Here is a 23,720-nt window from a genome sequence, read left to right as displayed (position 1 = left end):
GGATAACGGTTCAATTGTTATCCATCCTTTTTTACAACCTATTCTTCCTTTACATAAGTATCCGAAGGAGTATCTAAAATAAAAGAATTCGGTTCACCGATATAATACATATGCAGTTCATGCATTGCCCGGGTGCATGCTGTATAAAACAACTTCCGTTCACTTTCCCTGCCGTATTGTTCCTTTGAGGCATTATAAATGATGACAGCATCAAATTCAACGCCTTTTGCCAGATAGGAAGGTATGACAAGGGCTCCCGTCTCAAAGGAAGCAGTCTCTTTGTCAATTAAACGAATAGATGCTTCGTTTTGTAAAGCATTAAACGCCTTTTGGCTTTCTTCATAGCTCTTACAAATAACCGCAACTGTTCGATTCCCTTCTGCCTGAAGATCACGGATCCTTTCAGCAACTTTCATATTAAGTTCTTGCTCGTTGCTTGCTTGGATCAGCGCCGGCTTATCCCCTTCCCTATTAAAAGGTATGATTTCTTCCCCGCCGTCTATGAATCCCCGGGTAAATTTTATGATTTGACGGGTCGAACGGTAACTTCGTTTTAACATGATTGTCTCTGTTGCCTCGCTGCCATATAGAGAAGAAAGCGTTGATAGACCGGTATTCTCTGCATGGGCATGAATAGCTTGATTCATATCGCCAAGTACTGTCATTTTGCTGAATGGAAAGATACGCTTAATAAATGCAAATTGAAAAGGTGAATAATCTTGCGCCTCATCAATAAAAACATGCCGAACGGAAGTATTCATCTTAAAACCTTCAATTCTTTCTTTTAAATAAAGGTAAGGTGTTGCATCTTCATAAGCCAACTCTTTCTGGTCTAATCTTTTTACCGTTTGCTTACATATTTTTACCCAATCTTCCGGCAGACTGCTTTTGCCTGTTAACGTTTCAATAAGACCGTGCGTCCTGTATAATTGCCGATAAATTGCCCGATTATCTATAAATAATAAATTTTTAACACGTTTTCTCAGATGTTTAAAATGCTCATTAACAACATAAGCAGCAAGAAGTTTTTCCTCCCGTTCAAAATCATTAAATGTATCCTCTGTATATTGGTTCTTTTCAAGAAGATGTTGATAAAAACGTTCATATACCTCTTTATCAAGAAGCTGTATTTCCTCATTAACCCAGGCTTTTGTTCGCTCCTGAACGGCCAACTCTTTTAAATCTTTAAGCAATCTTTCGCTGACTTGTTTCATTCTATTTGGTATTGATATTGAAGAACTAAGCCCATAAAAATAATCGTTAATTTTTTGGCTGGAAATTAAGATACGGCCCCTGAATTTCAGATCTTTAAATATAAGTCCTTCTTGTCCTAAATATTCAATGTAATTTTCTATTACATTCATAAAATCTAAGCTTGCTTTATAACGGATGCCCTGAATTCTGACATGATAATCCGGATCTTCCATCGATGTCATTACGTACTCCATTTGAGTAAAAGGATCTTCAAGATCAAATGTTTTTCCAAGCTGATTTTGTAAAAATTCCTGAAAGGTTGCCTGCTGCATATTCTCTTCGCCAAGCTCAGGTAGGACAGTTGAGATATAACTGTTAAACATCGGGTTGGGAGAAAACAATACGATATTTTCCGCCTGCAATGTTTCACGATACCTGTACAACAAATAAGCGACTCGCTGAAGGGCAGCCGATGTCTTGCCGCTCCCGGCAGCACCTTGAACAATAAGCAAACGGCCCCGTTCATTACGAATGATTTGATTTTGTTCCTTTTGAATCGTTGCAACAATACTTTTCATTTGTGAATTTGACTGTTTTCCTAATACTTCCTGAAGCAGTTCGTCATCGATTGTTATCCCTGTATCAAACATGCTTTTAATATTAGCATGACGGATAATAAATTGCCGTTTCAGCTCCATTGTTCCAGTAATGGTATTGTCAGGGGCTTTATACGCCGCTTTTCCAAGCGAATAATCATAGTACAAACTGGATATCGGCGCGCGCCAATCGTAAATGAGAAATTCTTCGGAGTCTTCATCAAAGAAAGAGCCTATACCAAGGTAGATGCGTTCCGCCTCTTTTTCACCGTCTTCTAAAAAATCGATACGTCCAAAATAAGGAGATTGTTTGAGCCGTTCGAGAATATCCAATTGATTTTCCGCATGTCTATGGCTTCGTTCCCTTTCAGACAGTAACTCGGCCTGCTGTTTAATACTTGCGTAAGATTCAATGGCTTCATCAGGATTATCAACGTTAACCGTTACATCTTCCCAAAAATTTTTACGAATATGGGACATGTCGGCTTTAACGTCGCCTGCCTGTTTTTGCAGATAAGCTATGCGTTTATCGATTTTACTTGTCACTTGATCAACACGGTTTTGTTCAATCTGAAATTCTTGTTCCCATTTACTCATAGTACAACCCCTTTTTTGTACAGGTTAAATAAAAATACTTGACAAAAACAATACTATGTTATAAAATTATAATAGGTCATTTATGACCAAAATTATATATGGCATTTAAATAACCGTTCATGATTTTAACATACATACTTTAATTATTCAATACGATATTTTCAATCATCTTAAAAAGTCCGGCTCATTATCGAGTCGGACTTTTCTTTAATCAGAGCGGATAAATTTTCTTAAATCTTAGCAAAATAACTGATAAGTACGCACTTAAATAAGAGAAAAAATAAAAAATATAGAAGGGAGTTAAAAAAATGGACAAACATGAACAAAGAGCGAACGAAAATTACACTGCAGATCAAATCGAACAATTAGCTGGTGAATATAAAAATTCCGATAACCGCATGCCTGCCGATTACGATCTTTCCGATGCTGGAGAACGTGACGAAATGGCAAAAAAACAAGCAAAACGAACTAAATAGCCCATCTATTCAAGGTGGGCTTCATTTATCTCCGATAAATGAACCAGGCAATGATAATTAATATTATACCTGCAGCAGCCATGACAATAATTATATTTTGTTCTTTAGCCATTTTTTTATTTTTAAATGCAAAACGCCTTTGCGTTGTCCATTTACTGAAGGAATAAAATAGACTGACAATACCTAATAAAAATAAAAGGACTATAAAGACGTATATCATATGAACGACCCCGCCTCTCTTAATGCTAAGATATGCGGTTTATATTATAATAATGTCATAAATACTATAAGCAGAGGTGAGATTAATGGGAAAAATCAAATCCTACGTATGCGGCTTTACAGTTGGGAGTGTCATTGCCGGAGTTACTGTACTGCTCAGCACGCCAAAATCCGGACGTGAAATCCGCGGTGAAATGAAAGAAAAAGTCCAACAAGTTAAAGAACCTATGAATGATATGAAAGACCAAGTGATGAGGCTTAAAGATCAAGTCGGTTCTTTAACAAAAGAAGGCATACCCGTTGTTAAATCAACAATTGGCGATATCGGGGATTTAGTAAACACATGGAACCAAGCCGTCAAACCTCATATAGCAAACATCAAACAAAATATTAGCCAGCTGGAACAAACTAAAAAGCAATTTGAAAGATCACAAAACGAACCGACTTCTTAAGAAGCCGGTTTGATTTCTTTATTTTTTAAAAATGACAACTTTGATGGATTTACGCCTAGACTTTTTGCTATTTCTTTATATGTCATCTCGTTATTTAATTTCAAATCTGCTATTTTCTCCGGGCTTTGCCCGGAGATTTCCGACAAAACAAATACATATGCCATGTCCTTAACATCCAGACCTTCTTCTTGTAATTGACTAATGACATCTTTATTGTAATCAGATAGAACCTTAACAGCCAGTTCAGCATCTTTAATTTTACTCATGTCCGCCGGGTAATCAATAATTTCGTTAGAAGTAATTTCGGCTATTTGCGTAAAGTGTTGAATGACATTAATGAGCTTTTCCCGAACTTCATGATTCGGCGCCTCTTGTAATAATTGGTCATACGTTTTATTCAAACAACTCTTATAATCACTGACGACTTTTTTAACGTATGTAGAATATGATTGATCGCTTAATTGGTTATGCCTGTACATTTCCATAAGCTTTTTTAGATCCGAAAGTTTTCCCTCTGCCATGGATGCAATGACACTTAACTTCTTATTTTCATTTATTGTCAGCCCCATCCGCAATGAATCAAGATCATTATCCAAATCATAAAGCCACTGGTTCTCAGGCGTGACGCCAAGATGAATGATTTCAGGCAATATTAAGCCAGTATCCGCTTTTGCGGATACACCCGCCGGTATTAAAAGCGAAAAAGCTAATCCGCCTGTAAAGGATAATGTTATGATTGTTCTTCCTAATCGGTTCATAAAATGCCCCCTTTAAGCATTTACTGCAAACGGCCTTTTTTTTAAATGTCCCCATTTGATCATCATTTTATAAACATTTTAATTAAAAAAATAATTGTCAGGAAAACTTGACTTTCGATAAGTTTTAATAAAGCTGCCTGAATAACATCTTTGCAGCTTTATAACAAGCCTTAAATTTTACATTATGATGTTCTTTTTGAACGAGCCTTTCTGATACTTTTATCCTTTTAAAAATTAAACTTAAAGTGTTAAAAAATGTACTAAACTATTTTTATCAGAAGGGTTGATTTTCACTAAAAAAGACAGTAAAGTATGTGGGGTAAAATATAAAACGAAAAAATCATTGATCAATTTTGAATCATGTTTGTGGGGTGAGACCTATGAATTGTTGGAAATCGTTCAACATTGTTAAAGACTTTGGAACGATTCGGTTGAATGTGCTTTCTCTCATGGGAATGATTATCTTTTTTATTGTCTATTACTTGCTGTTTACCGACTTGAATCATGGCGAGAGACTCTCATCCTTTAACCCTATAATTTTTTTAATAACATTAATTTTTATTTGGCCAGTCCATAAATTCTTGCATTGCCTGTCCGCATGGACAGTTGGAAAAAAAGCAACTATTACATTTGGACGGTCCAATTATGATATGTTTCCATATATTCACTGCAACATCCCAGGTACTTTATCTAAGTGGCGTTCAATTATTGTTATTGCTTGTCCGGCCATTGTCGTCACATTGGGCGTACTAATATTAACCATTGTATTTCCGGAGCATCTTCATTATTTTTCTTTAATTGGCGCTATTAATTTTGGAATCAGTGTTGCCGATTTTGTATACCTGAACAACTTAATAAAAGCGCCGGCCAATGCTTTTATCGAAGACGGCCGGGATGGCTGTACAATACTTGTCAAACAATCGTAAAAATAACTTATCATTTTTCCGTTGCCGTTTCTCTATTACAAAAAAACCAAGCTGTTTTAAATCAGCTTGGTTTTTTAAACCTATTTTTGATGTAATTCAAAAACAATTTTATTTTTGCTTAGTTGGATTTGTTTTGCTTTAAGGTAAAAGTCAATATCCTTATTTAATGGTATTTTGGTCACGTTAATATAAATTTGCCTCTTATCCGGCTGAACAATAACCCAGTCCGGTAATTTTGTCCCGAAGTTAATGAATTTCAGTACTTGCTTATCAGGTAAATTGAACTTTCCTAATTTCACTTTCTTTTCTTTTAATATGACGTCGCCATTTTTAACGACAGGGTCAAAGGATATTGAAAAAGGCATAGAGGTTCCTAAGACACCCAACGAACCATTAACTTGTACATCTTTATCCATATTCACGTAATACGTTAAATTACCGGTTTGATGCTTTTGTATTTCGTTATTGACCAAATTATCTAATTGATCTTTATCCGCTTGAACAGTAAAAATTGGCCGGCTGTACTTTTTTGCGTCGTTATGTATGTTTTGTGTCTCCCCGCCAATCGCGAGAAAGCTGAAAAAGAACCCTGCAGCAATGACAATGATTATAATGACAAGTGCCAGGAGCGAAAAAAACGCTGCTTTCCATTTATTCTTCATTCTTTATCACCTCGATATTATTAGACTATCATTTTTTATGAACTTTTGATAATCTTATCATATATATGTATATATGTAGTTAACCGTTTGGAGGCATATGCTATGATATTATACGTCTTTATTATATTAGCAGTCTTTATATTATTTTTATTCAACAATTTAACAAATGCGCTTTGTCTTAAAAACGATATACCAAAAGAACGCCAAGCAAAGTTATTCGCATCAGTTAATTTTTATATAACCGTTTTACTAGTTATCGGTTACATTCAAATTTACTTTAACGTATAAAATGTAATCTATAACAAATAATAAAATGCCGGTACATCCCGGCAATACATAAAAAGATGTGATTTTTCACATGTTCTCGACAGCACGTTTTATATAAGTTAGAATATTGCTATTGACTATATGAACAACTTTTATTAATTAGGAGTGACAATATGAAGAAATTAATACTACTATGCGCTGTCTTGCTCGGGTTAGTCGGCATCCTTTCAGCATGCGGCAGCAGTGCCGTCGTAAAAACTAAAGGCGGCGATATTACGAACGATGATTTCTATAAAGAACTGAAAAACCAAGCCGGCAACCAGGTCTTGCAAGAAATGGTTTACGAAAAACTGCTTAACTCGAAGTATAAAGTGTCTAATAAGGAAATTGATCAAAAAGTAAATGAAGTTAAGAAGAAATTTCCGAGCGACGATGCTTTTAAACAAGCACTGCAACAAAGCAATTTAACTGAAAGTCAATTCAGAGACAATGTCAAGCAGCAGCTTCTTCTCTTCAAAGCGCAAACAGATGGCGTTAAAGTCACTGATAAAGAAATGAAGGATTATTACAATAAAAATAAAGACAAGCTGACCGAAGTTAAAGCAAGTCATATTCTCGTTAAAGATAAGAAAACGGCTGATCAAATCGAGCAGAAGTTAAAGAAAGGCGAAGACTTCTCCAAGTTAGCTAAAAAGTATTCTACTGATACAGCGACTAAAAATAACGGCGGAGACCTTGGCTGGTTCAAAAAAGGAGAAATGGATCCTTCTTTCGAAAAAGCTGCCTTCAATCTTAAAGTTGGACAAATCAGTGATCCTGTAAAAACACAATATGGTTATCACATTATTAAATTGACTGGTAAAAAAGACAGCTTTAATGCTTTAAAATCTGAGGTCAAACAAGCAGTGCTTCAACAAAAAGCAAAACCTGCTCAAGAAGTCCTTCAAAACCTTGTTAAAAAAGGCGATGTGAAGATTCAAGATAAGCAATTCAAAGATCTCTTTAATCAACCTCAGCAAGCACCTATGCCAGGAGGCACACCACAAGGCTAAAAAACAGGTACGGATTAATCCGTACCTGTTTTCTTTTCATCATTTCTTCTTTCCCTTTCATCATTCATACGTTTGATAAAAACTTGTCCTTGCTCTTCTATCCATTTCTCATCCTCTTCTTTATCCTTTTTCGATAAAATCACGAATTGAAATCCGCTGAAGAGGATGCCCGCAAAGACCAGATAAACCCACCATGGGAAAGCATCAATACGGTCTATGATCGGCATCAAAATACCAAATTGCTGTAAAATATACAAAAAGACAATCGTACAAATAATGACAATGGCACGCTTTGCATTTTTCATATCATTATCCCTCCATTATACAAGCTCTTTTAAGATAAAATGTATGATGGCGGACGATAGATTATGAATGACGGGGAGATATTAATCTCCCCGTCCTGTCATGTTATCAATAATTACTAGATTAGCTGTCCACTGTCACTTTTTGTTCAAATAACGGATTGTAAAAAGAACGGTTGTCCATAGCAAATAATCTCTCAGTAAACTCTCCCGGCTTGGTCTTTTCCATTGCCCGGCTGAGCATGTTCATTTTTGCATCTAAGTTATCAAGCATATGAAGAATTTCCGCTTCTTTAATCAGCGGCGGCTTAGGGCTTCCCCATTCCGGCTTCGAATGATGGCTTAGTACAATGTGCTGCAGGATGGTAATTTCTTCGCCTTCAATCCCCATCTCTTTTGCAGCTTTGCCGATCTCATTGACCATAATGGAAATATGACCGAGCAGCTTTCCTTCCAATGTATAACTTGCTGCAGTTGCACCTGAAAGTTCAATGACCTTCCCCATGTCATGGAGAATAATACCTGAATATAACAAATCAGTGTCCAGTGCAGGGTAAAGGGCAGCTACTGATTTGGCAAGATTAAGCATGGAGACGACATGATATGCGAGACCGGAAACATATTCATGATGATTTTTTACCGCTGCCGGGAATTCAAAAAATGCTTCCTGATGCCTTTTTAATAATGTTCTGGTCAGACGCTGAATGTTAGGGTTTCTTATTTCAAATATAAATTGATTCATGGTATCAACCATTTCGTTGATTGACATCGGCGCTGATGCAACAAGATCTGACTTTTTAACATGGTCTTGACCAGTTGTCAGGCGAATCCCTCTGATTCTCAGCTGATTTTTCCCGCGGAACGTTGTAATATCTCCGTCCACTTGTACGACCGTGTCAGGGGTATAATCTTCTTCGTCCTGAGGTGTGCAGTCCCACAGCTTAGCATCAATTTCACCGGATTTATCTTGCAATATCAGTGTTAAAAACGGTTTGCCGTTGCTCGCAACTGATCTTTGGGCCGATTTAATGAGTAAATATAGATTAATATGCTCCCCTTCATTAAAATGAACAATACCTTTCTTCATGCCGGTTCCCCCTTACTTTTATCTCCGTTTCAGAATCATGCTTATTTATTAGGATTTGTAGGAATTATAATGGAAAAAACAACGCCATCTTCTGCGTTTCTGGCATGAATCCTTCCCCCATGCCTTTCTACAATTCTTTGAACGATCGCAAGCCCAAGGCCGAATTGTCCCTTATTTCCTTTTTTAAATGGCTGGAACAAACCTTCAATTTGTTCCTCAGGTATCGGCTCACCATCATTTTTTACAATTAATTGCGTTTCTGTCCCTTTCTCCTTCGCAACCAGCATGATCTTCGAGTTCGCATACCTAAGGGCGTTTTCTATTAAGTTCTCTAAAACGATCAGCCATTGTTCTTTATCTACGTGAAATAACGTATCTTTTCCTTTAATTTCAATTTCTATCGACGGCTTTTGAGTCAATAATCTTTTCTTTACTTGTTCAGCCAGCTCCCCAAATGATACTGTGTCAATTGCCGGCCTTTCATCACGCAGTGAATCAACACGTGCATAATAAAGCAGTTTTTTAACCCTATGCTCCATTTGATCGGCTTCATTAATAATAACATCTATTGTATCATCAAGATTACCTTGCGGATAGATACCGTCTTTTACTGATTGAGCATAGCTTTGAATCACCATAATCGGTGTTTTCAATTCATGGGAGGCTTGCTGAAGAAAAGTCTTTTGTGATTCATCATAGCGAATCAGATTTCTTCTCATCTTTTCAAATTGTGAAGATAACCGTTCAAATTCATCGCCGCTTTTCCACTCAAATGGTTTTTTCCAATTAAGGCTGGCGATTTCTTCAAACCGGCTCCCCAGCACTTTTAAAGGTTTTTTCAAATGGTGCGCGAACCAGGCCGCAACAACCAGACTGAGCAAAGCTGCCGAAATCAGCACGATTAACAACCGTTTCCACAACTCACTGGCCATTTTATTCCTGTAAGTATCCCACATATAAGAAATTAAATAAGCATTATCCTGGGAGCCGCTTAGCTTACGGACAACATAAAAAAGTGTTGAGCCTTTGTATTTTAATTCATAACGTCCCAGTGTTGATTTTTGCTTATTTGCGGCCTTGGTCATTTTATGAAGCACGCTGTCCGGTACCGGATCCCCTTCCAGACGGCCATAGTTATTGACAATTAATAAATTATTTACTGAGTGAGCCGCCTGCTGGCTTTCAAGAAAACCTTTGCCGGTTTCGGGGAGTGAATACGGATTTTGCTGAAGAACATTATTAACCTGCTCCTGTTCTATGAGGTCAAAAGAATCATCTTTCAGGGCTTGCTGAATTGACAATGGATAAATAATGGCAATAAGGACACCAAGTATAAGAATTAATAATATAAAAGAGACCCATACACGTTGGGTAAGCGTCCATTTAATCATTATGAAACAATCCTATATCCCGCACCGTATACTGTTTCCAAGGTCAGGCGCGGAAGTTTTTTTCTTATCCGGCGAACGACATCGTCCACAGCTCTATCTGATCCTACATAATTCTCTCCCCAGCCGGCTCTGAGAATTTCATCGCGCGATTTAGCAATATTTACATTTTCAATTAAAAAATATAACACATCAAACTCTTTGGATGTCAGATCAATGAGCTCGCCATTTTCATTGAAAACATTGCGGCGATTAATATCAATTTGATAATGAGAGATCGTTATATAGTGGGTCCGAATACCGGTTCCATAGACCCGGTGAAGTATCTTTTTTGTTCTGATCACAAGTTCCTTGGGCAAAAAAGGCTTTGTTAAGTAATCATCACTGCCTTTTTCAAGCCCGATGATTTTATCAAGATCCTGATCTCGTGCTGATATAAAAATAACCGGCTGCTCAGAGTTATTAGCTTTAATTTTTTCAATAAGGTCGTATCCTGACATTCCCGGCAGCATAATATCTAAAATCCATAAATGTACCCCATTGTGAAGATGATTGACCGCTTCTTCCGCAGAATGGAAAACCGATACCTGCCAGCCTTCTTTTTCCAGATAGGCTCTTAACACTGAGGCCAACTTCTCCTCATCTTCGACAAGATTAATATGAAAATCCATATCATTCATTTACACCACATCCTCATATAGAACTTATATTAGGGTGTTCAACATCTTTAAAGAAAACTTGCCGACTGGCAAGCCCTAAGGCGTAGACAGAGGCTTAGTTGCGCTTATACTTAAGACCTAAAATTGGCCACTACGTCGAATTAGCAACATTACTGCCAATTTATACTTCTTAAGGTGCGAGCGAAAACCATACCGCATCTGAATAGTTCATATATTCCTTATGACACGTCATTAATATAATCTGATGACGCTTAGAAACTTCGGATAAAACATTCATTACTTGCCGGCTTCTATGATTATCAAAGTTAACAAAACTATCATCAATGATAATTGGAATGCCTTCAGCTGATTCAAAGACGGATGCAAGCGCAAGCCTGATTGAAACATATAACTGTTCAGCCGTTCCCCGGCTTAATTCTTTGACGTAAAAGGATTGACCGCCTTCACTTTCAACCGCAAGCCCTTTGTCATCCGACATATAAATATCTTTGTATTTAAAATCCGTCATTTGCGAAAAGTACTTGGCCGCTTTTGTTAAGACTGCCGGCAATTTATGTTCACGATATTCTTCTTTTGCTTTATATAATAACGCTTTAGCCGTCTGATAAACAGCCCATTGTCTCGCTTTTTCATTCAAAAAGGATCTTCCGGCTTCCAATTGATGATTCAAATTAGCATAGGATTGGTTTTCTTCTAATTGTGAACGTTCTGATTGCCATTTCAACTGTTGCTTGCGGGATGACTCTAAATGCCGCTCGAGTTTCGCGATTTCCTGCTTCATCCCTTCTTCCGTAACGCCTTCAAAGCGTCCTTCTTTCAGCCAAAGATCACATTGCTTTAAAAAGGTTCTGTTTGGCACCATTTGTTCCATTTGTCTTTTCAGGTCAACCATTTGCCTTTCAATTTGCTTTTTCTTTTCATGCTGTTTGGCTTTTTCCCGGAATGATTCCTCATTATTGACATCTGCCATTTGCATAAGACGTTCACATTCTGCACGGTAACGGGCTACTTTTTCATTTAAAGCCTCTTCTTGTTCAGTTAATCCTTGCAATTGAAGGTTCAGCTGAACATATTTTTGATGTTTTTCTTTCTCCTGTGCTAATCTTTGTTCTAAAAACCAAACATCATCATTTTCCGCACGAAGCTCATCAGCCAATTGTTGTTTTTCCTTTTCATAAATGGCTATTTGCTCCCTGCGATCATTTAGCTGTTTTTGATACTGTTCCTGTTGAAGCAAATGTGTCTTAGCGTCTTCAACATATTGATAAACCTCTTCAATGACACTGGCGGAAGATTCCATAAAGCCATGGCGCTCCGCCCACTCCCGGAGCTGTTCTCTGCTTGTTTCCAAAACGAGTGTGACATGATCAAGTTGATGTATCAAGTTTTCGTAAAATTTCTTTTCGTCTTTTAAACGCTCAGTTAATAAAGTAATGCTTGTCCGGGTTTCCTCATCCTTATCTAGAATCGCTTGGGGCTCATACAGCTCTCCTTCCGGCTTGGCTGATAATCTTTGGTTAATCGCCTCCAGCTGCCGGTTTATTTCTTCCTCTTGGCCAGCCTCATACAGTTTATCACCCGTTTTGTTAATTACTAAACCTATCCCGATACTTAACATTACCCCAAAAACAGCAAATATCAACCCGCCTGATTTATCATGATTATGAATTTGTAAAAAGGCTAATAGAACAGACAAGAAAATACATGATACAGGAATGATGACGGACAGCTTTTTGATGCGCTCCTTTTGCTCGCGCCCTTGGCGAATAGAACTTGCTTTTTCTTCAAGCCATCGTTTTTCCTTTTCAAGCATTTCTTTATTTTGTCCAGCATGAAGCTGTTCTTCAATTTGTTGACGCTGCGTCTCATCAAGTAAATGCTGTTGGGACTTTGCTATTTGCTCCTGGATATGTTTTGATTTCACCATGCTTTCGTTCATTGCCTGTTCCAAACGATCTTTATCATCCAATGCTCTATTTCTTTCATGAAGCAGTTGTTTAAGATGATCTTTTGCCTCAATACTTATATCCGCTGTACAAACCGCTTCTCTTGTCCAATTGTTGCCAAGCTTATTCATTAGGTTGTCCAATAATTTTTCCTCATAAAGCATCTTTTCTTTGGTCATATCAATATTTTGATAAAGACTTTCATAGAATGACGCTTTATTGATAACATTAAGCAATTTCCTTTCATTATCTAACCATAGCCGGTCTATAGATAATTGACTTATAACTTGGCTTGTTTGTTCAATCCTTTTTGCAATTTCCGCCTTTTCACCCTCCAAGGCTATGATCTGTGCCTGCCATTTATTAAAGCGTTCAAGACCTTCTTCCGGGAAGCGGATGCCTAATAAAAGTTTCTCTTCCTCCCGCAAACTCCTGTAACTCCTGATTAACGGCTTAATAGATGAGAACAGTGTAAACTGATGAAACATATTTTCTAATTCTTGTTTCTTTTCGAGTGTTTTCTTTATTTCCGTTTCGTTATGCTGAATGTTTTCTTGTATATCATAGTAATAGTCTAATTTCTTATCCCATTGTTTTAACCGATCTCTTAATTGATCCAGCTTAGTTAAGGTTTGATTAATCACCGGTTTTCTTCCGGACGGCTTAAAGAGCTCTGACAGCTTCTTATCCAGCATTTGTTCAAGCCGTAAAATCCGGGCGTTTCCTGTCATCCCCGCACTGAATAAAAGCTGGTTCATTTCTTTTGCTCCAACCTTCTCTAGCCCTTTTAAACCATCCAAATCAAAGCAAAAAATGGATTCATAAGTCGAAAGATCCAAACCATGAAACAGTCTGTTCAGCTTATCCCGCCCATTGTTACCATAAACTTGAGGCGCCCCGCTTCGATTTAAAAACCGCTCAAGTTTCAATTCACCGAATTGATCGCTTTCGAAAGACAATGAACCGCCGACATGATTGACATCTTCATTTTTTATAAAAGCATCCATTTTTGCTTTCGCAGGAAAGCCAAACATCATATATTTTATAAAAGCTGTCAGTGTTGATTTTCCCGTTTCATTTGGGCCATATACAATAAGAAAAGGGGCTCCCGGCAATTGGATCTTTTTATCACTAAATCTTCCAAACTGGCGGATATTAATCTGATTGATTCTGAACATTTTTTCCATCCTTTTCAAGGTCATACAATCCATCTATTAATAATGTTTCAGCTTCGTTTAATATCTCTAATTCTTCATCCTTATTCAGAGTATCTAAATACCTTTTAGCTCGTCTATGATTATAAAGATCGGAAACCATATCAATAATTGTAGATTCTTGATGTGATAAACGAAGCAGATCGCCTGTAAAATAAGGAGAAGAAAGCAATTGTTCTCTGTCCCATTCAGGTTTCGTACGAACATGAATGGACATGACCCAGACAAAACTTTCACTGTCCTCTTCCCCGTCACGGCAGGCATCAAGCATTTCCTCTAAAACCGTTTCATCATAGAGCATGTAATGAAGCGGGCCGGACCCGGTTAATGTCAGGCGGGTAATGACACCAGCTTCTTGCCTTAAATTTTCTTTTAAACTTTCAATTTTATTAATTAAACCGTCAATTGAAGAGCAATCAGAAACTGAGACGATTTCATCAAGCCATATAACGTCTGCCGTTTGAATAAAAGAAACTTTGGCTTCGTCATGATCCAAGTCAACGAGCAAAGCCCCTTTTTCTCCGGTTTCTTTAATATTTGCTCCCTGAATATTGCCTGGATAGTGAATGGGCGGCTCATTATTGAGGTTTTGCCGTTTATGAATGTGTCCTAAGGCCCAATAATCAAAATCCTTTTCAATGAGAGATTTTATTGTGAATGGTGCATAAACATCATGGTCATGGTTGCCGAGAACACTGCCATGTAAAATCCCGACATGATAATCCGCGCCATCCTTTTTTTGATAAGCATAGGACATATCATCAAGCACATGACGCTTTGGATAGCTGAATCCATATAGATGAACACGGGGTCTTCCTTGTTTATCAAAAGGTATCATACTGACCGTTGGTCCAAAGACATGGACATTTTCGGGAAGATTTAACAAGTGATTTTTATCATCAAGAAAATCATGGTTGCCATGAGTGATATAGACGTCTATGTCATGATTCCTTAATAGGTTCATATTTTTTACAAAACGCTTTTGCGCCCGTAAACTTCTATGATTTTGATCATAAATATCTCCTGCAAAAATAATAAAATCAACTTTTTCTAAAATGGCCCGCCCGATAAGGCGTTCTAACGCGGTGAAAGTGCTCTCTTGAAACCGCTCCGCCAAATGCGGCGGATACTGGCTAACCCCGGAAAAAGGACGATCCAAATGACAATCCGCCGCATGAATAAACCGTATAGACACGCAACCGCCCCCCACTTCATTTTCTTACTATCATTGTACCAAATCAGCTACCTGAATAGGCATCTTTTGCGAATTTGCGACGAGAAGTGGCAATACTACTTTGAATAGTCGTCGGCGTAGGAGCACCGAGCATAATCATCTCGAACTACTGCGAGCTGCGACGAGAAGTGGCGTCGCTTCTAAGAATAACCGTCGGCGTTGGAGCACCACACCAGCCGCTACTTGAATAACATCTTTTGCAGATTTGCGACGAGAAATGGCAATTCCTTTAGGAACCGGCCTCTATTGTCATCATTTACAGATTTACGGAGGGATTCAAATAAAATACAAAATTAGAAGCATGACAAAACGGTCATGCTTCCAGGTTCACTATGATTCTTTCGTAATCTTCAACGCACTTTTCATCGCTTTAAAAACAGACGACGATTGGTACATTAACACGCCGCCCTTATAAACACGCGTGCCTATCCATATGAGCAAAGCGATGGAGACAATCATGATGAGAATACCTGATCCCCATTCCCAAAACGGGACAGACAATATTCCCACCCGCAAGAACATCATCATCGGCGTAAAGAAAGGAATATAAGAAGTAACCGTCACCAATGTTGATTCGGGATTGCCCATACAACCGTAAATAGCAAGGAAAAAGCCGATCATGATCAACATCGTCACCGGCATAATCGCCTGGCCGACTTCTTCCAAACGATTAACTAACGACCCGATGACCGCAAACATCGTTGCGTAAAGAAAGTAACCAAGCAGAAAGAAAATAACAGCAAATATAAGAGTCGCAAAAGGAATATGATTTAATCCAATATTTTGATGAAGGTATTCATTGATGTCAGAACCGCTTAATTTGATTGCCAGAATACCTGTCAAAAAGAAAATGACATATTGCGTCAACCCTAAGAGTGCCAGAGCAACAACCTTGCTTATCATATGAATCCCCGGGGAAACGCTTGAAACGATAAGCTCCATCACCCGCGAGGATTTTTCCGAAGCAATTTCTTGCGCAATCATAGAACCGTACCCAACAACCATCATATAAATTAACAAAACCAGTATATAGACAAGAACCCTTGCTTGGTCAATTTCTTTTTCGGTTTTAGCACCTTTATCAAGCGATTGTTTATGGAAATCAACCGGAGCACTAATCTTTGCCAGTTTTTGAGAATTTAACCCCAGCTGCTCAGTAGCCATCATGCTTTTTATTTGCTGGAGAGATTGCTTGATTTGATCACTTACCGTTTCATCTGAAAGTTTCATCGCATAGTAAGAAGCTTTCGGCAAACCTTCGGAAGTTTTATCAAGAATAAGGTAACCTTTATATTTTCCATCCTTAACCGCTTTTTTGGCTTGGGCTTCTCCTTTTTCAAATGGCGTTAGCTTAATGTCTTTATTTACTTTCTTTATTTGCAAATTTAATGGCCGAAACAGCTGATGAGTATGATCAATCACAGCAACTTTTTCCACATGATTTTTATTAAAATAAGATGTGATTTTCGGCAAGTTAACCATAACAGCAATTAAAATTATCGAAATAATGATCGTACTTATGAATGGTTTAGACTTTAATTTTGAAAAATAAGTTTGTGAAAATACAATCCAAAATTTATTCATGAATGGCCACCCACTTTATCAATAAATATTTCATTTAAAGTCGGTTCTTCAATACTAAACGTTTTTACAAAGCCTCTTGTGGAAATACGCTGAAAAATTTCCTGTGACACATCTTCATGATCAATTTTAAAATAAGTGCCGCGGTTATCTTTTTTATAATCCAGAACACCCGGTAGCTCTTTTAGATCTTCTGTTTCAAAGTTCCCATTAACTAAGACAGTTTTTTTCCCATAAGAATTTTTGACTTCTTGAAGTGTACCTGAAACTAACGGCTTTCCATGATGCATAATACAGAGATTCTCACACAGTTCTTCAACGTGATCCATGCGATGGCTTGAAAAAATAATCGATGTCCCTTGCTCTTTAAGCTTAATAACCGCTTCCTTTAACTTTTCAACATTAACAGGATCAAGCCCTGAAAAAGGTTCATCTAAAATAAGTAAATGAGGCTTATGTATAACCGCCGCAATAAATTGAATTTTTTGCTGGTTGCCCTTTGATAATTCTTCTATTTTTTTATCGTAATATTCTGGAATATCAAAGACCTCAAGCCACTTCTTTGCTTCATTTTGAGCACTTTTTTTCGTCATCCCTTTTAGCTTTCCAAAGTATACAAGCTGTTCTGAAACTTTTACTTTAGGATATAATCCCCGCTCTTCAGGCAAATACCCAATCAGCTGGCTGTCCCGATATGTTAATTTCCTCCCTTCCCACAAAATATCCCCCGAAGTTGGCTTAAGCAAGTCAAGAATCATGCGAAATGTTGTTGTTTTGCCGGCACCGTTTGCACCCAGAAAACCAAACATCCGCTTCTCGGGAATTTCAAGTGATAAATGACTGACCGCAGTAAAATCTCCAAAACGTTTAACGACTTGATTCAAAGTTAAAGCCAAAATACACATCCCCCTTTTTAAAAATCCAACCTCCTAATTAACGTACAAAAGTGGAAAAAGTTTCATCACACTAACTATTTAAACATAGAAAAAAGGATTTTAATATAGAAAATTGAATAAATAAATGATAAGAATAATTTCAAGGAGGCCGTAAAGATGCCAAAATACACATTAACAGTCTATGAAAAAGATGGATCAAAAATATTGGAAGAATCTTTTGAAGCCGCCAATGATGATGAAGGAAAAGCATTGGGAGCAAAGCGCCTTAAAGAAGAAAACTATGAAAATCATACAAACAGACTGACTTCAGACAGCGGTCAGCTTATTCTTTTCCACAGATAGATTTATTAAGAGTTTCCTGGTTTTATTGTGACAAATTTTATTTGCATAACTTGTCCATCAGCTGCATAAGTCTTTTAACATAAGATCCTTCACGATCGAAATAAGGAGGACTTAACCATGTTAACCTTTTTACAAAAGCTTGAAATCATTGAAAGCGAAAATGCCCCGGAAAAGGCTGTTCAGCTTGTATCAGACCTTGCCAAAGAACATCCTAAGGATTCAGACATTCAATTTCAAGCTGCGATTTGCTGCGATCGCCTGGGATTCGAGTCAAAAGCTGTTCCATTATACGAGAAGGCTATTCAACTTGGGCTTCCGGAACACCAATTGCAAATTGCTTATGCGAATTTAGGCAGTTCATTACGGGTACTCAGACGATACAGAGAAGCGTTAAGATGTTTGGAAAATGGATTGGAACGCTTCCCTGATTTCCGTCCGCTTATCATCTTTAAAGCCATTACCTTATATAATCTTCAAGAAAATAATCAGGCCGTTCAACTCCTGCTTCATCAATTAATCGAAACCACCAGCCGAAGAGATATACAATATTATGAGAAATCATTGCGCTATTATGCCGATCACTTAGATACTTCAAAATCATAACTCGCATAAAACTTCTTTGCTGCCAAAAGGCCTTAATAAGCTTCTGTGAATGGGATTACACGGAAACACCTTCTCAAATTTTAAAATATAAAAAACCCTTGAAGGCTGCTTCAAGGGATTATACATGAACACGCATTTGTTTACGGAACACTTCTCTGATCATATAAGCGACACCATCCATATCATTAGATCTTGTCACCCATTTCGCTTTTTCTTTCACTTCTTTCGGTGCCTGATTCATTGCCACACCTAATCCTGCTTTTTCGATCATTTCTATATCTTCAAAGCCATCGCCGACAGCTACTGTTTCCGATATAGGTACACCCAGATATTGTGCCAAATGAACGAGACCATCAAATTTCGATGTTCCCAAGTGCGTTAAGGTTAATTGGGTTTCTGTATTTTTTACAACTTGGATTGTTGGGAAGAAGTCTTCTAGTGCTTCCAAAACTTCACTCATATTATTTTGATAAAGTTCTACTTTAACATCTGTTGCACTTTCGAGATTTTCATGAAGATACTTGCTCAAAGAATCCACATATGTGACTGGATAAAATAACGGCTCACTAACGCCTATCGTCATTTTTGCGATGAGATTTCTTTGTTTTGGACGGTTACTGACGGATAACCGTTCATGTGATACTCGGATGTGGCATGGATAAGTTTCTAAAAACTCAACAAGCTGCAATAAAATATGATGCTCAATTTTACTTGTATACAATGGATCATCTAAAGAGGCAGAGACAAATGCGCCATTATGAGCGATGATAGGATATTTTAGTTTCAATGCTTTAGCAACTTTTGCCGCCGAATGAAAATGCCTTTCCGAAACAAGCGTTACAGCAACACCTTTCCTTTTTGCATAATCCACTGCATCCCGGGTATTTTTATCAAGCTTATGATTACTTCTTAAAAGGGTGCCATCGATGTCTAAAGCAAGCATGCGGTATACCAAGGTAATCCCCCTTTTGATAAAAAATTTACTTAGCCCTCTGTTTTCAAACTTATGTTTAACCATGGGGAAATAGAACAGGCGTCAGAACTTTATAATTGAAGTTAAATGTCATCCTTTTGAATCGTAAAAACGGCCAAAACCTTTGATTTAGATGATAAAATTTGATTATCGCTCATAACATCATTTTTCGCTCCTAAAATGACATTAAAAAAGATCCAGCTTAAAAGCTGGACCCCGTTTCCCGTTTTTTAAGATAAATTTTCCGGATTTCCGTAAATGTCTTCTAACGGCTTCGTTATGATTTTATTTAGATCAGTAATTAACATACTCATTCTTTGTTCTGCGGCCATCAAATTAGAAATAGCTTCATGCTGCTGAATAAGTTGTACTTGCTGTTGGGCTTTTTGCGCTTCTTCTTCAGTAATCTGTTCTCCAGTCATTTGCTTTTGCTGGAGTGTCAATTGCAGCTGACGGAAGTTATCAAACATTTTCTTTGCAACATCATCCGCGTTTACTGCTTTGTAAGCATTAGTCAGTGTTTGATATTCGTCGCTGTCGCGTATCGCTTTTTCCAAATCATAAGCGATATCATGTAAATTAGCCATTATTAGCCTCCTAAAATTTTATCAATGTCTACTATAACATTAATACGTACTATATTTCATCATATAACTAACAATAATAATCCTTGAATTAGTCCAATAATTCCTCCAAGCAGCGCACCAAGATACGTAATCATTTTAAATTCACGTTTAGATATGATGAGAACAACTTGTTCCAATTCAGAGAGTGAAAAGCCTCTTACTTGGTCTGAAACCAATTGTTCTATTTCTAAGCTTTTCAGCATCTCACTCGCTTTTTGCGAAGCAAAGTGCAGTCCGTTTTGTACCAATTGAGGAATTAAGCGGTTAACAAACGTTTCCCGCCATTCTATCGGTAAATCGCCGGGTTTTTGTTCTAACCATTTGCGATACGGAAGGTGGCTGTTAATTTGATTGGACAGCCATTGAAAAATGTCTTCTTCATTAATGCTTGTCCGATTCAGCATACTTTCAAGGGGCTGACCCTTCAAATGATCCCATTCCCTTTGTAATAGTTGGTACAACATGTCTTCAAATGACGCTTGTTTAATAAAATGTACAAGCTCGGGATAAATCCGGTTAACAATCATTTGGCTGTTAAAAAGCATCCCTAACATATTGCCAAGGAGTCCCTTGTTTTCAAAAAATCGGTTCAATTCGTATTGGCATCTGGCTTTGCCTTCTTCGCTTTCAAGGTAATCGACCAACCGCTCAGTTAAAAAGGAAGCGGCTCCGGACAATGAACGATCTATACGATTTAATGCTGCTTCCGGTATGACATTTTCCAATGGTTGAGTTTTGAACTGATTAAATTGATGAGTGATCCGGTCTTTTAGCAAATTAACAGTCTTTGTTTCGAGCTGGTTAACTAATGGATCGGTCTCTGTCATGCTGTCTAATATTTCATGGAAAGTTTGCTCTGTTTCAAACCATTTATTAACCTCTTTTTGAACCTGTTCAGTCATTGTTTTAGAAAAACGTGATTCTTTTAACTTCTTTTCAATACTTTCTGCCGTTATTAAATGCTTCATAACGAGCTGTCCGAGCTGAACAGCAATTTCCTCTTGTCTTTTTGGAATTAAACCCGGCGTAAACGGCAAACGAAATTTACCGATATAAATGGCTTTATGCGGACGAAACAACATTTTTATCGCAATGTGATTCGTTAAACCGCCAATAATCGCACCCACTATGATTAAAAAAACAAAATGGACTAAGATATCAAACATGAAAGACCCCTTCTTTATATTCACATATAAATTTACTTTTCATAAAATGGTTATCGATATATACCCATCCATTATACGACTTTTCAAATGAAAATTATACAAAAAGCACACTTGAAAGGGGTCATGACTTTGGAGAGGGTTAACATTGGCCAACATCAAAAAGAAGACCATACTGTTTATTTACCTGAAAAGCTTTATCATCAAACATTAAACTATATTAAATTTTCCAACAAAATTGTTGAATGTCATATTAAACCGCACCGCTCCGAAACAATGCTTATTGCAGAAGATTTGTGGAAAAAATGTTCGATTCCCTACTCAACGTGCATACTGTTAGAGATCAATAATGAAACCATAAACATTTTTCCATTAATAGGGATTTTTACTGCCGGCAAATTAAAGAACTCTCCCCGGCCATTCGGAGAACGTACCAATGATTTTAAACATCTCCTTAGTCATGTTCATAAAAAAGGCGGCTATGCATTTATCTTTGGTCCGGATGATTTGGATTGGCAAAATGGTATGATCAACGGTCTATTTTATAATGAAGGCTGGGAGACCTGTAAAGTACCTTTCCCGCATGTTGTTTATGACCGGATCCCGAGCAGAAGAAAAGAAAGAGATACGATTATTAAACAGATAAAAGAAACATTTATCCATCAATATGGCATCCCATGGTTTAACAGTAAATTTTTCAATAAGTGGATGATCTATCAAATGTTGAAAAACCATCCGCTATCATCACAATACCTTCCTAATACAAAAGAAAATTTTACTCGACAGGACATTATACAATTTCTCAATCATTATAAAGCCATTTATTTCAAACCAAAAAACGGAAGCAAAGGACAGGGTATTAAAAAATTACAAAAAGACAACAAAGAAATTATTTGTGAATATTATCAACAAGGACAATATCAAATTAAAAAATATGATGCATTAGATGACCTGATTAGTTTTCATTTTCCCGGCAACCTGTTGTCTCATTACATTCTTCAACAAGGCATTAATCTTATTAAAGAGAATGGACGTCCCATTGACTTCCGCATCCATACTAATAAAGATGGTGATGGTAAATGGCAAATGAGTGCGGCTGCAGCAAAAGTTGCCGGGAAAGACAGTATTACCACTCATGTCAGCTACGGCGGACAAGTAAAATCACTTCATGACCTGTTCTCCAAAAAAGCAGAGGAATATTTAATTAAATTAAAAAATGCGGCCATTACGCTGACTGAAATCATTGACCAACAAAGCAATGAATTAATCGGCGAATTAGGGTTGGATATTGGCATTGACGAAGATGGACGTATTTGGCTATTTGAAGCTAATTCAAGACCCGGCCGCACTATTTTCAAATCCCCTGCTATCAGGAAGCAGGATTATTTTGTAAAAAATCTCTGGTATGACTACTGCTGCCATTTAACCAAACAAACCATCAAACATCCTGATTGGATGCTGTCTACACAATCGGTATGATATTTCATACCGGTTGTTTCACTTTATCCCGGTGAAACCGTCCGTAAAACTCCCGCCTCAAAACTTGAGATAAAGCGCTGAAGTTTAGGCGTGAGATAACGGACGCTAACACCCCGATTTGTTCAACTAACCATCAGTGAGGATGGACAAAACCCCCACTGATGGAAGTTTCACTTTATAAAATTTTTAAATCGTGTATGCTTTTTATTGAGGTGATACCATTGATAACCCATTTTACATATAAACCGTTTTTGACCAAATCAAGAAAAACTGACTTCCAATTTTCATTCTTTTTTAATGGCATGCCTTATCAGGGCATCTATCATTATAATGGCAAAATTGAGTGGACAACGAATGAGCCGGAAAAAGCCTTTCTTAAAGATATCACATCACAAATCCATGAGCTTATGCTTTATCACGTTTACGATAATTAGCCTGACATTTTATGTTTAAAACTTCTTATAATGGGAAACGTAAAATTAAGAGGTGATAAAGATGGCTGATAATGAGAAAGGCTATAAATATGAGGGCAAAGAGGATTATACTCTTGATGTTGATCGGATGATTAACGAAGGATTAGCCGGGGGCACAGTTAATCATAAATATGATCATCCATCTGTTGATGAATCCAGGCCTCTTGATAGAGAAGAAAAACCGAAAGAATCATAATACCGCTCCCGATTGTTTAATCGGGAGTTATATATTTTAAATACAAAGCTGGGAAGCGATTAATCGCTTCCCAAAGCCAAATTTATTTTATTAATTAAATTACTCTTGATATCCGCCAAATTGTCTTTGAGCTTGAGCTACAAGACGTTTTGTGATTTCTCCACCGACAGATCCATTAGCACGAGAAGTTGTGTCGGCGCCTAATTGAACACCAAATTCAGAAGCAATTTCCGTTTTCATTTGATCAAGTGCTTGTTCAACACCTGGTACAAGTAATTGGTTGCTGTTGTTTCTAGCCAAAGTGTTCACCTCCCTTGTAATCATATTGTGTGTCATTT

26 protein-coding genes are annotated in these 23,720 nt (G+C 37.4%); 10 read left to right on the top strand and 16 right to left on the bottom strand.

Annotation, left to right across the window (positions count from 1 at the left end):
* Window positions 1-38 precede the first annotated feature (38 nt).
* On the bottom strand, window positions 39-2,387 hold the full coding sequence (helD, locus tag ACFQRG_RS01565; RefSeq protein ID WP_380962932.1) for an RNA polymerase recycling motor HelD: 2,349 nt from the start codon (window positions 2,385-2,387) through the stop codon (window positions 39-41).
* 308 nt (window positions 2,388-2,695) lie between these two features.
* On the opposite strand from helD, the gene ACFQRG_RS01560 reads away from it, so the two are divergent.
* Window positions 2,696-2,863, top strand: a complete 168-nt coding sequence (locus ACFQRG_RS01560; protein WP_380962930.1) for a hypothetical protein — start codon at window positions 2,696-2,698, stop codon at window positions 2,861-2,863.
* A gap of 25 nt (window positions 2,864-2,888) precedes the next feature.
* Here ACFQRG_RS01560 and ACFQRG_RS01555 read toward each other — a convergent pair whose 3' ends face one another.
* Complete coding sequence (locus tag ACFQRG_RS01555; protein ID WP_380962929.1) at window positions 2,889-3,083, bottom strand: hypothetical protein; 195 nt, start codon at window positions 3,081-3,083, stop codon at window positions 2,889-2,891.
* Window positions 3,084-3,168: 85 nt separating this feature from the next.
* On the opposite strand from ACFQRG_RS01555, the gene ACFQRG_RS01550 reads away from it, so the two are divergent.
* Window positions 3,169-3,534, top strand: a complete 366-nt coding sequence (locus tag ACFQRG_RS01550; RefSeq protein WP_380962927.1) for a YtxH domain-containing protein — start codon at window positions 3,169-3,171, stop codon at window positions 3,532-3,534.
* On the opposite strand, the gene ACFQRG_RS01545 is transcribed toward ACFQRG_RS01550, so the two are convergent.
* Complete coding sequence (locus ACFQRG_RS01545) at window positions 3,531-4,292, bottom strand: DUF5667 domain-containing protein (RefSeq protein WP_380962925.1); 762 nt, start codon at window positions 4,290-4,292, stop codon at window positions 3,531-3,533. The genes ACFQRG_RS01550 and ACFQRG_RS01545 overlap by 4 nt on opposite strands.
* A gap of 590 nt (window positions 4,293-4,882) precedes the next feature.
* Between ACFQRG_RS01545 and ACFQRG_RS01540 the strand changes: the two genes are divergently transcribed.
* Window positions 4,883-5,218 carry a DUF3267 domain-containing protein gene (locus ACFQRG_RS01540; protein ID WP_380963237.1) on the top strand — a complete coding sequence of 112 codons (336 nt, stop codon included), beginning with the start codon at window positions 4,883-4,885 and terminating at the stop codon, window positions 5,216-5,218.
* Window positions 5,219-5,298: 80 nt separating this feature from the next.
* On the opposite strand, the gene ACFQRG_RS01535 is transcribed toward ACFQRG_RS01540, so the two are convergent.
* Window positions 5,299-5,880: a YpmS family protein gene (locus ACFQRG_RS01535; RefSeq protein ID WP_380962923.1), complete on the bottom strand. Its 582-nt coding sequence runs from the start codon at window positions 5,878-5,880 to the stop codon at window positions 5,299-5,301.
* Between the two features lie 102 nt (window positions 5,881-5,982).
* On the opposite strand from ACFQRG_RS01535, the gene ACFQRG_RS01530 reads away from it, so the two are divergent.
* Together ACFQRG_RS01530 and ACFQRG_RS01525 are read left to right on the top strand one after the other, a co-directional pair.
* Complete coding sequence (locus tag ACFQRG_RS01530; protein ID WP_380962921.1) at window positions 5,983-6,168, top strand: hypothetical protein; 186 nt, start codon at window positions 5,983-5,985, stop codon at window positions 6,166-6,168.
* A gap of 152 nt (window positions 6,169-6,320) precedes the next feature.
* The gene (locus tag ACFQRG_RS01525; protein ID WP_380962919.1) at window positions 6,321-7,199 is read left to right on the top strand and encodes a peptidylprolyl isomerase; all 879 of its coding nucleotides are present in this window, start codon (window positions 6,321-6,323) and stop codon (window positions 7,197-7,199) included.
* Between the two features lie 14 nt (window positions 7,200-7,213).
* On the opposite strand, the gene ACFQRG_RS01520 is transcribed toward ACFQRG_RS01525, so the two are convergent.
* From ACFQRG_RS01520 to ACFQRG_RS01485, 8 genes are all read right to left on the bottom strand, one after another.
* The gene (locus ACFQRG_RS01520; protein ID WP_380962917.1) at window positions 7,214-7,504 is read right to left on the bottom strand and encodes a sporulation YhaL family protein; all 291 of its coding nucleotides are present in this window, start codon (window positions 7,502-7,504) and stop codon (window positions 7,214-7,216) included.
* A 121-nt stretch (window positions 7,505-7,625) separates the two neighbouring features.
* Window positions 7,626-8,588: a 3'-5' exoribonuclease YhaM gene (gene yhaM, locus ACFQRG_RS01515; protein ID WP_380962915.1), complete on the bottom strand. Its 963-nt coding sequence runs from the start codon at window positions 8,586-8,588 to the stop codon at window positions 7,626-7,628.
* Window positions 8,589-8,629: 41 nt separating this feature from the next.
* Entirely contained in the window at window positions 8,630-9,979 is a 1,350-nt protein-coding gene (locus tag ACFQRG_RS01510) for a sensor histidine kinase (RefSeq protein ID WP_380962913.1), read from the bottom strand.
* A complete protein-coding gene (locus ACFQRG_RS01505) occupies window positions 9,979-10,656 on the bottom strand; it encodes a response regulator transcription factor (RefSeq protein ID WP_380962911.1) in 678 nt (225 codons plus the stop codon). Before ACFQRG_RS01505 ends, ACFQRG_RS01510 begins: the two co-directional genes overlap by 1 nt.
* A 169-nt stretch (window positions 10,657-10,825) precedes the next feature.
* Window positions 10,826-13,780 (bottom strand): AAA family ATPase, encoded by a 2,955-nt coding sequence (locus ACFQRG_RS01500; protein ID WP_380962909.1) that lies wholly within the window; start codon window positions 13,778-13,780, stop codon window positions 10,826-10,828.
* On the bottom strand, window positions 13,758-15,011 hold the full coding sequence (locus tag ACFQRG_RS01495) for a metallophosphoesterase family protein (protein WP_380962907.1): 1,254 nt from the start codon (window positions 15,009-15,011) through the stop codon (window positions 13,758-13,760). The genes ACFQRG_RS01500 and ACFQRG_RS01495 overlap by 23 nt, the downstream gene beginning before the upstream one ends.
* A gap of 369 nt (window positions 15,012-15,380) precedes the next feature.
* Entirely contained in the window at window positions 15,381-16,634 is a 1,254-nt protein-coding gene (locus ACFQRG_RS01490; protein ID WP_380962905.1) for an ABC transporter permease, read from the bottom strand.
* On the bottom strand, window positions 16,631-17,527 hold the full coding sequence (locus ACFQRG_RS01485) for an ABC transporter ATP-binding protein (protein ID WP_380962904.1): 897 nt from the start codon (window positions 17,525-17,527) through the stop codon (window positions 16,631-16,633). The genes ACFQRG_RS01490 and ACFQRG_RS01485 overlap by 4 nt, the downstream gene beginning before the upstream one ends.
* Before the next feature lie 156 nt (window positions 17,528-17,683).
* On the opposite strand from ACFQRG_RS01485, the gene ACFQRG_RS01480 reads away from it, so the two are divergent.
* Both ACFQRG_RS01480 and ACFQRG_RS01475 read left to right on the top strand, forming a co-directional pair.
* On the top strand, window positions 17,684-17,869 hold the full coding sequence (locus ACFQRG_RS01480) for a YhzD family protein (protein ID WP_380962902.1): 186 nt from the start codon (window positions 17,684-17,686) through the stop codon (window positions 17,867-17,869).
* A gap of 117 nt (window positions 17,870-17,986) precedes the next feature.
* Entirely contained in the window at window positions 17,987-18,472 is a 486-nt protein-coding gene (locus ACFQRG_RS01475) for a tetratricopeptide repeat protein (protein ID WP_380962900.1), read from the top strand.
* Between the two features lie 118 nt (window positions 18,473-18,590).
* On the opposite strand, the gene ACFQRG_RS01470 is transcribed toward ACFQRG_RS01475, so the two are convergent.
* From ACFQRG_RS01470 to ACFQRG_RS01460, 3 genes are all read right to left on the bottom strand, one after another.
* The gene (locus ACFQRG_RS01470) at window positions 18,591-19,427 is read right to left on the bottom strand and encodes a Cof-type HAD-IIB family hydrolase (protein WP_380962898.1); all 837 of its coding nucleotides are present in this window, start codon (window positions 19,425-19,427) and stop codon (window positions 18,591-18,593) included.
* Window positions 19,428-19,675: 248 nt separating this feature from the next.
* Entirely contained in the window at window positions 19,676-20,032 is a 357-nt protein-coding gene (locus ACFQRG_RS01465) for a YlbF/YmcA family competence regulator (protein WP_380962896.1), read from the bottom strand.
* Between the two features lie 59 nt (window positions 20,033-20,091).
* Window positions 20,092-21,237, bottom strand: a complete 1,146-nt coding sequence (locus ACFQRG_RS01460) for a DUF445 domain-containing protein (RefSeq protein ID WP_380962894.1) — start codon at window positions 21,235-21,237, stop codon at window positions 20,092-20,094.
* A 129-nt stretch (window positions 21,238-21,366) separates the two neighbouring features.
* Here ACFQRG_RS01460 and ACFQRG_RS01455 point away from each other — a divergent pair, with 129 nt between their 5' ends.
* From ACFQRG_RS01455 to ACFQRG_RS01445, 3 genes are all read left to right on the top strand, one after another.
* On the top strand, window positions 21,367-22,713 hold the full coding sequence (locus ACFQRG_RS01455) for a YheC/YheD family endospore coat-associated protein (RefSeq protein ID WP_380962892.1): 1,347 nt from the start codon (window positions 21,367-21,369) through the stop codon (window positions 22,711-22,713).
* 221 nt (window positions 22,714-22,934) lie between these two features.
* On the top strand, window positions 22,935-23,147 hold the full coding sequence (locus ACFQRG_RS01450; protein ID WP_380962890.1) for a DUF5342 family protein: 213 nt from the start codon (window positions 22,935-22,937) through the stop codon (window positions 23,145-23,147).
* Window positions 23,148-23,208: 61 nt separating this feature from the next.
* The gene (locus ACFQRG_RS01445) at window positions 23,209-23,382 is read left to right on the top strand and encodes a hypothetical protein (protein ID WP_380962888.1); all 174 of its coding nucleotides are present in this window, start codon (window positions 23,209-23,211) and stop codon (window positions 23,380-23,382) included.
* Between the two features lie 99 nt (window positions 23,383-23,481).
* On the opposite strand, the gene ACFQRG_RS01440 is transcribed toward ACFQRG_RS01445, so the two are convergent.
* On the bottom strand, window positions 23,482-23,682 hold the full coding sequence (locus ACFQRG_RS01440) for a small, acid-soluble spore protein, alpha/beta type (RefSeq protein ID WP_380962886.1): 201 nt from the start codon (window positions 23,680-23,682) through the stop codon (window positions 23,482-23,484).
* Window positions 23,683-23,720 lie beyond the last annotated feature (38 nt).

The sequence above is a fragment of the Scopulibacillus cellulosilyticus genome (assembly GCF_042665295.1).
Classification (GTDB): Bacteria; Bacillota; Bacilli; order Bacillales; family Sporolactobacillaceae; genus Scopulibacillus_A; species Scopulibacillus_A cellulosilyticus.
This window is presented reverse-complemented; position numbering and strand designations above follow the sequence as displayed.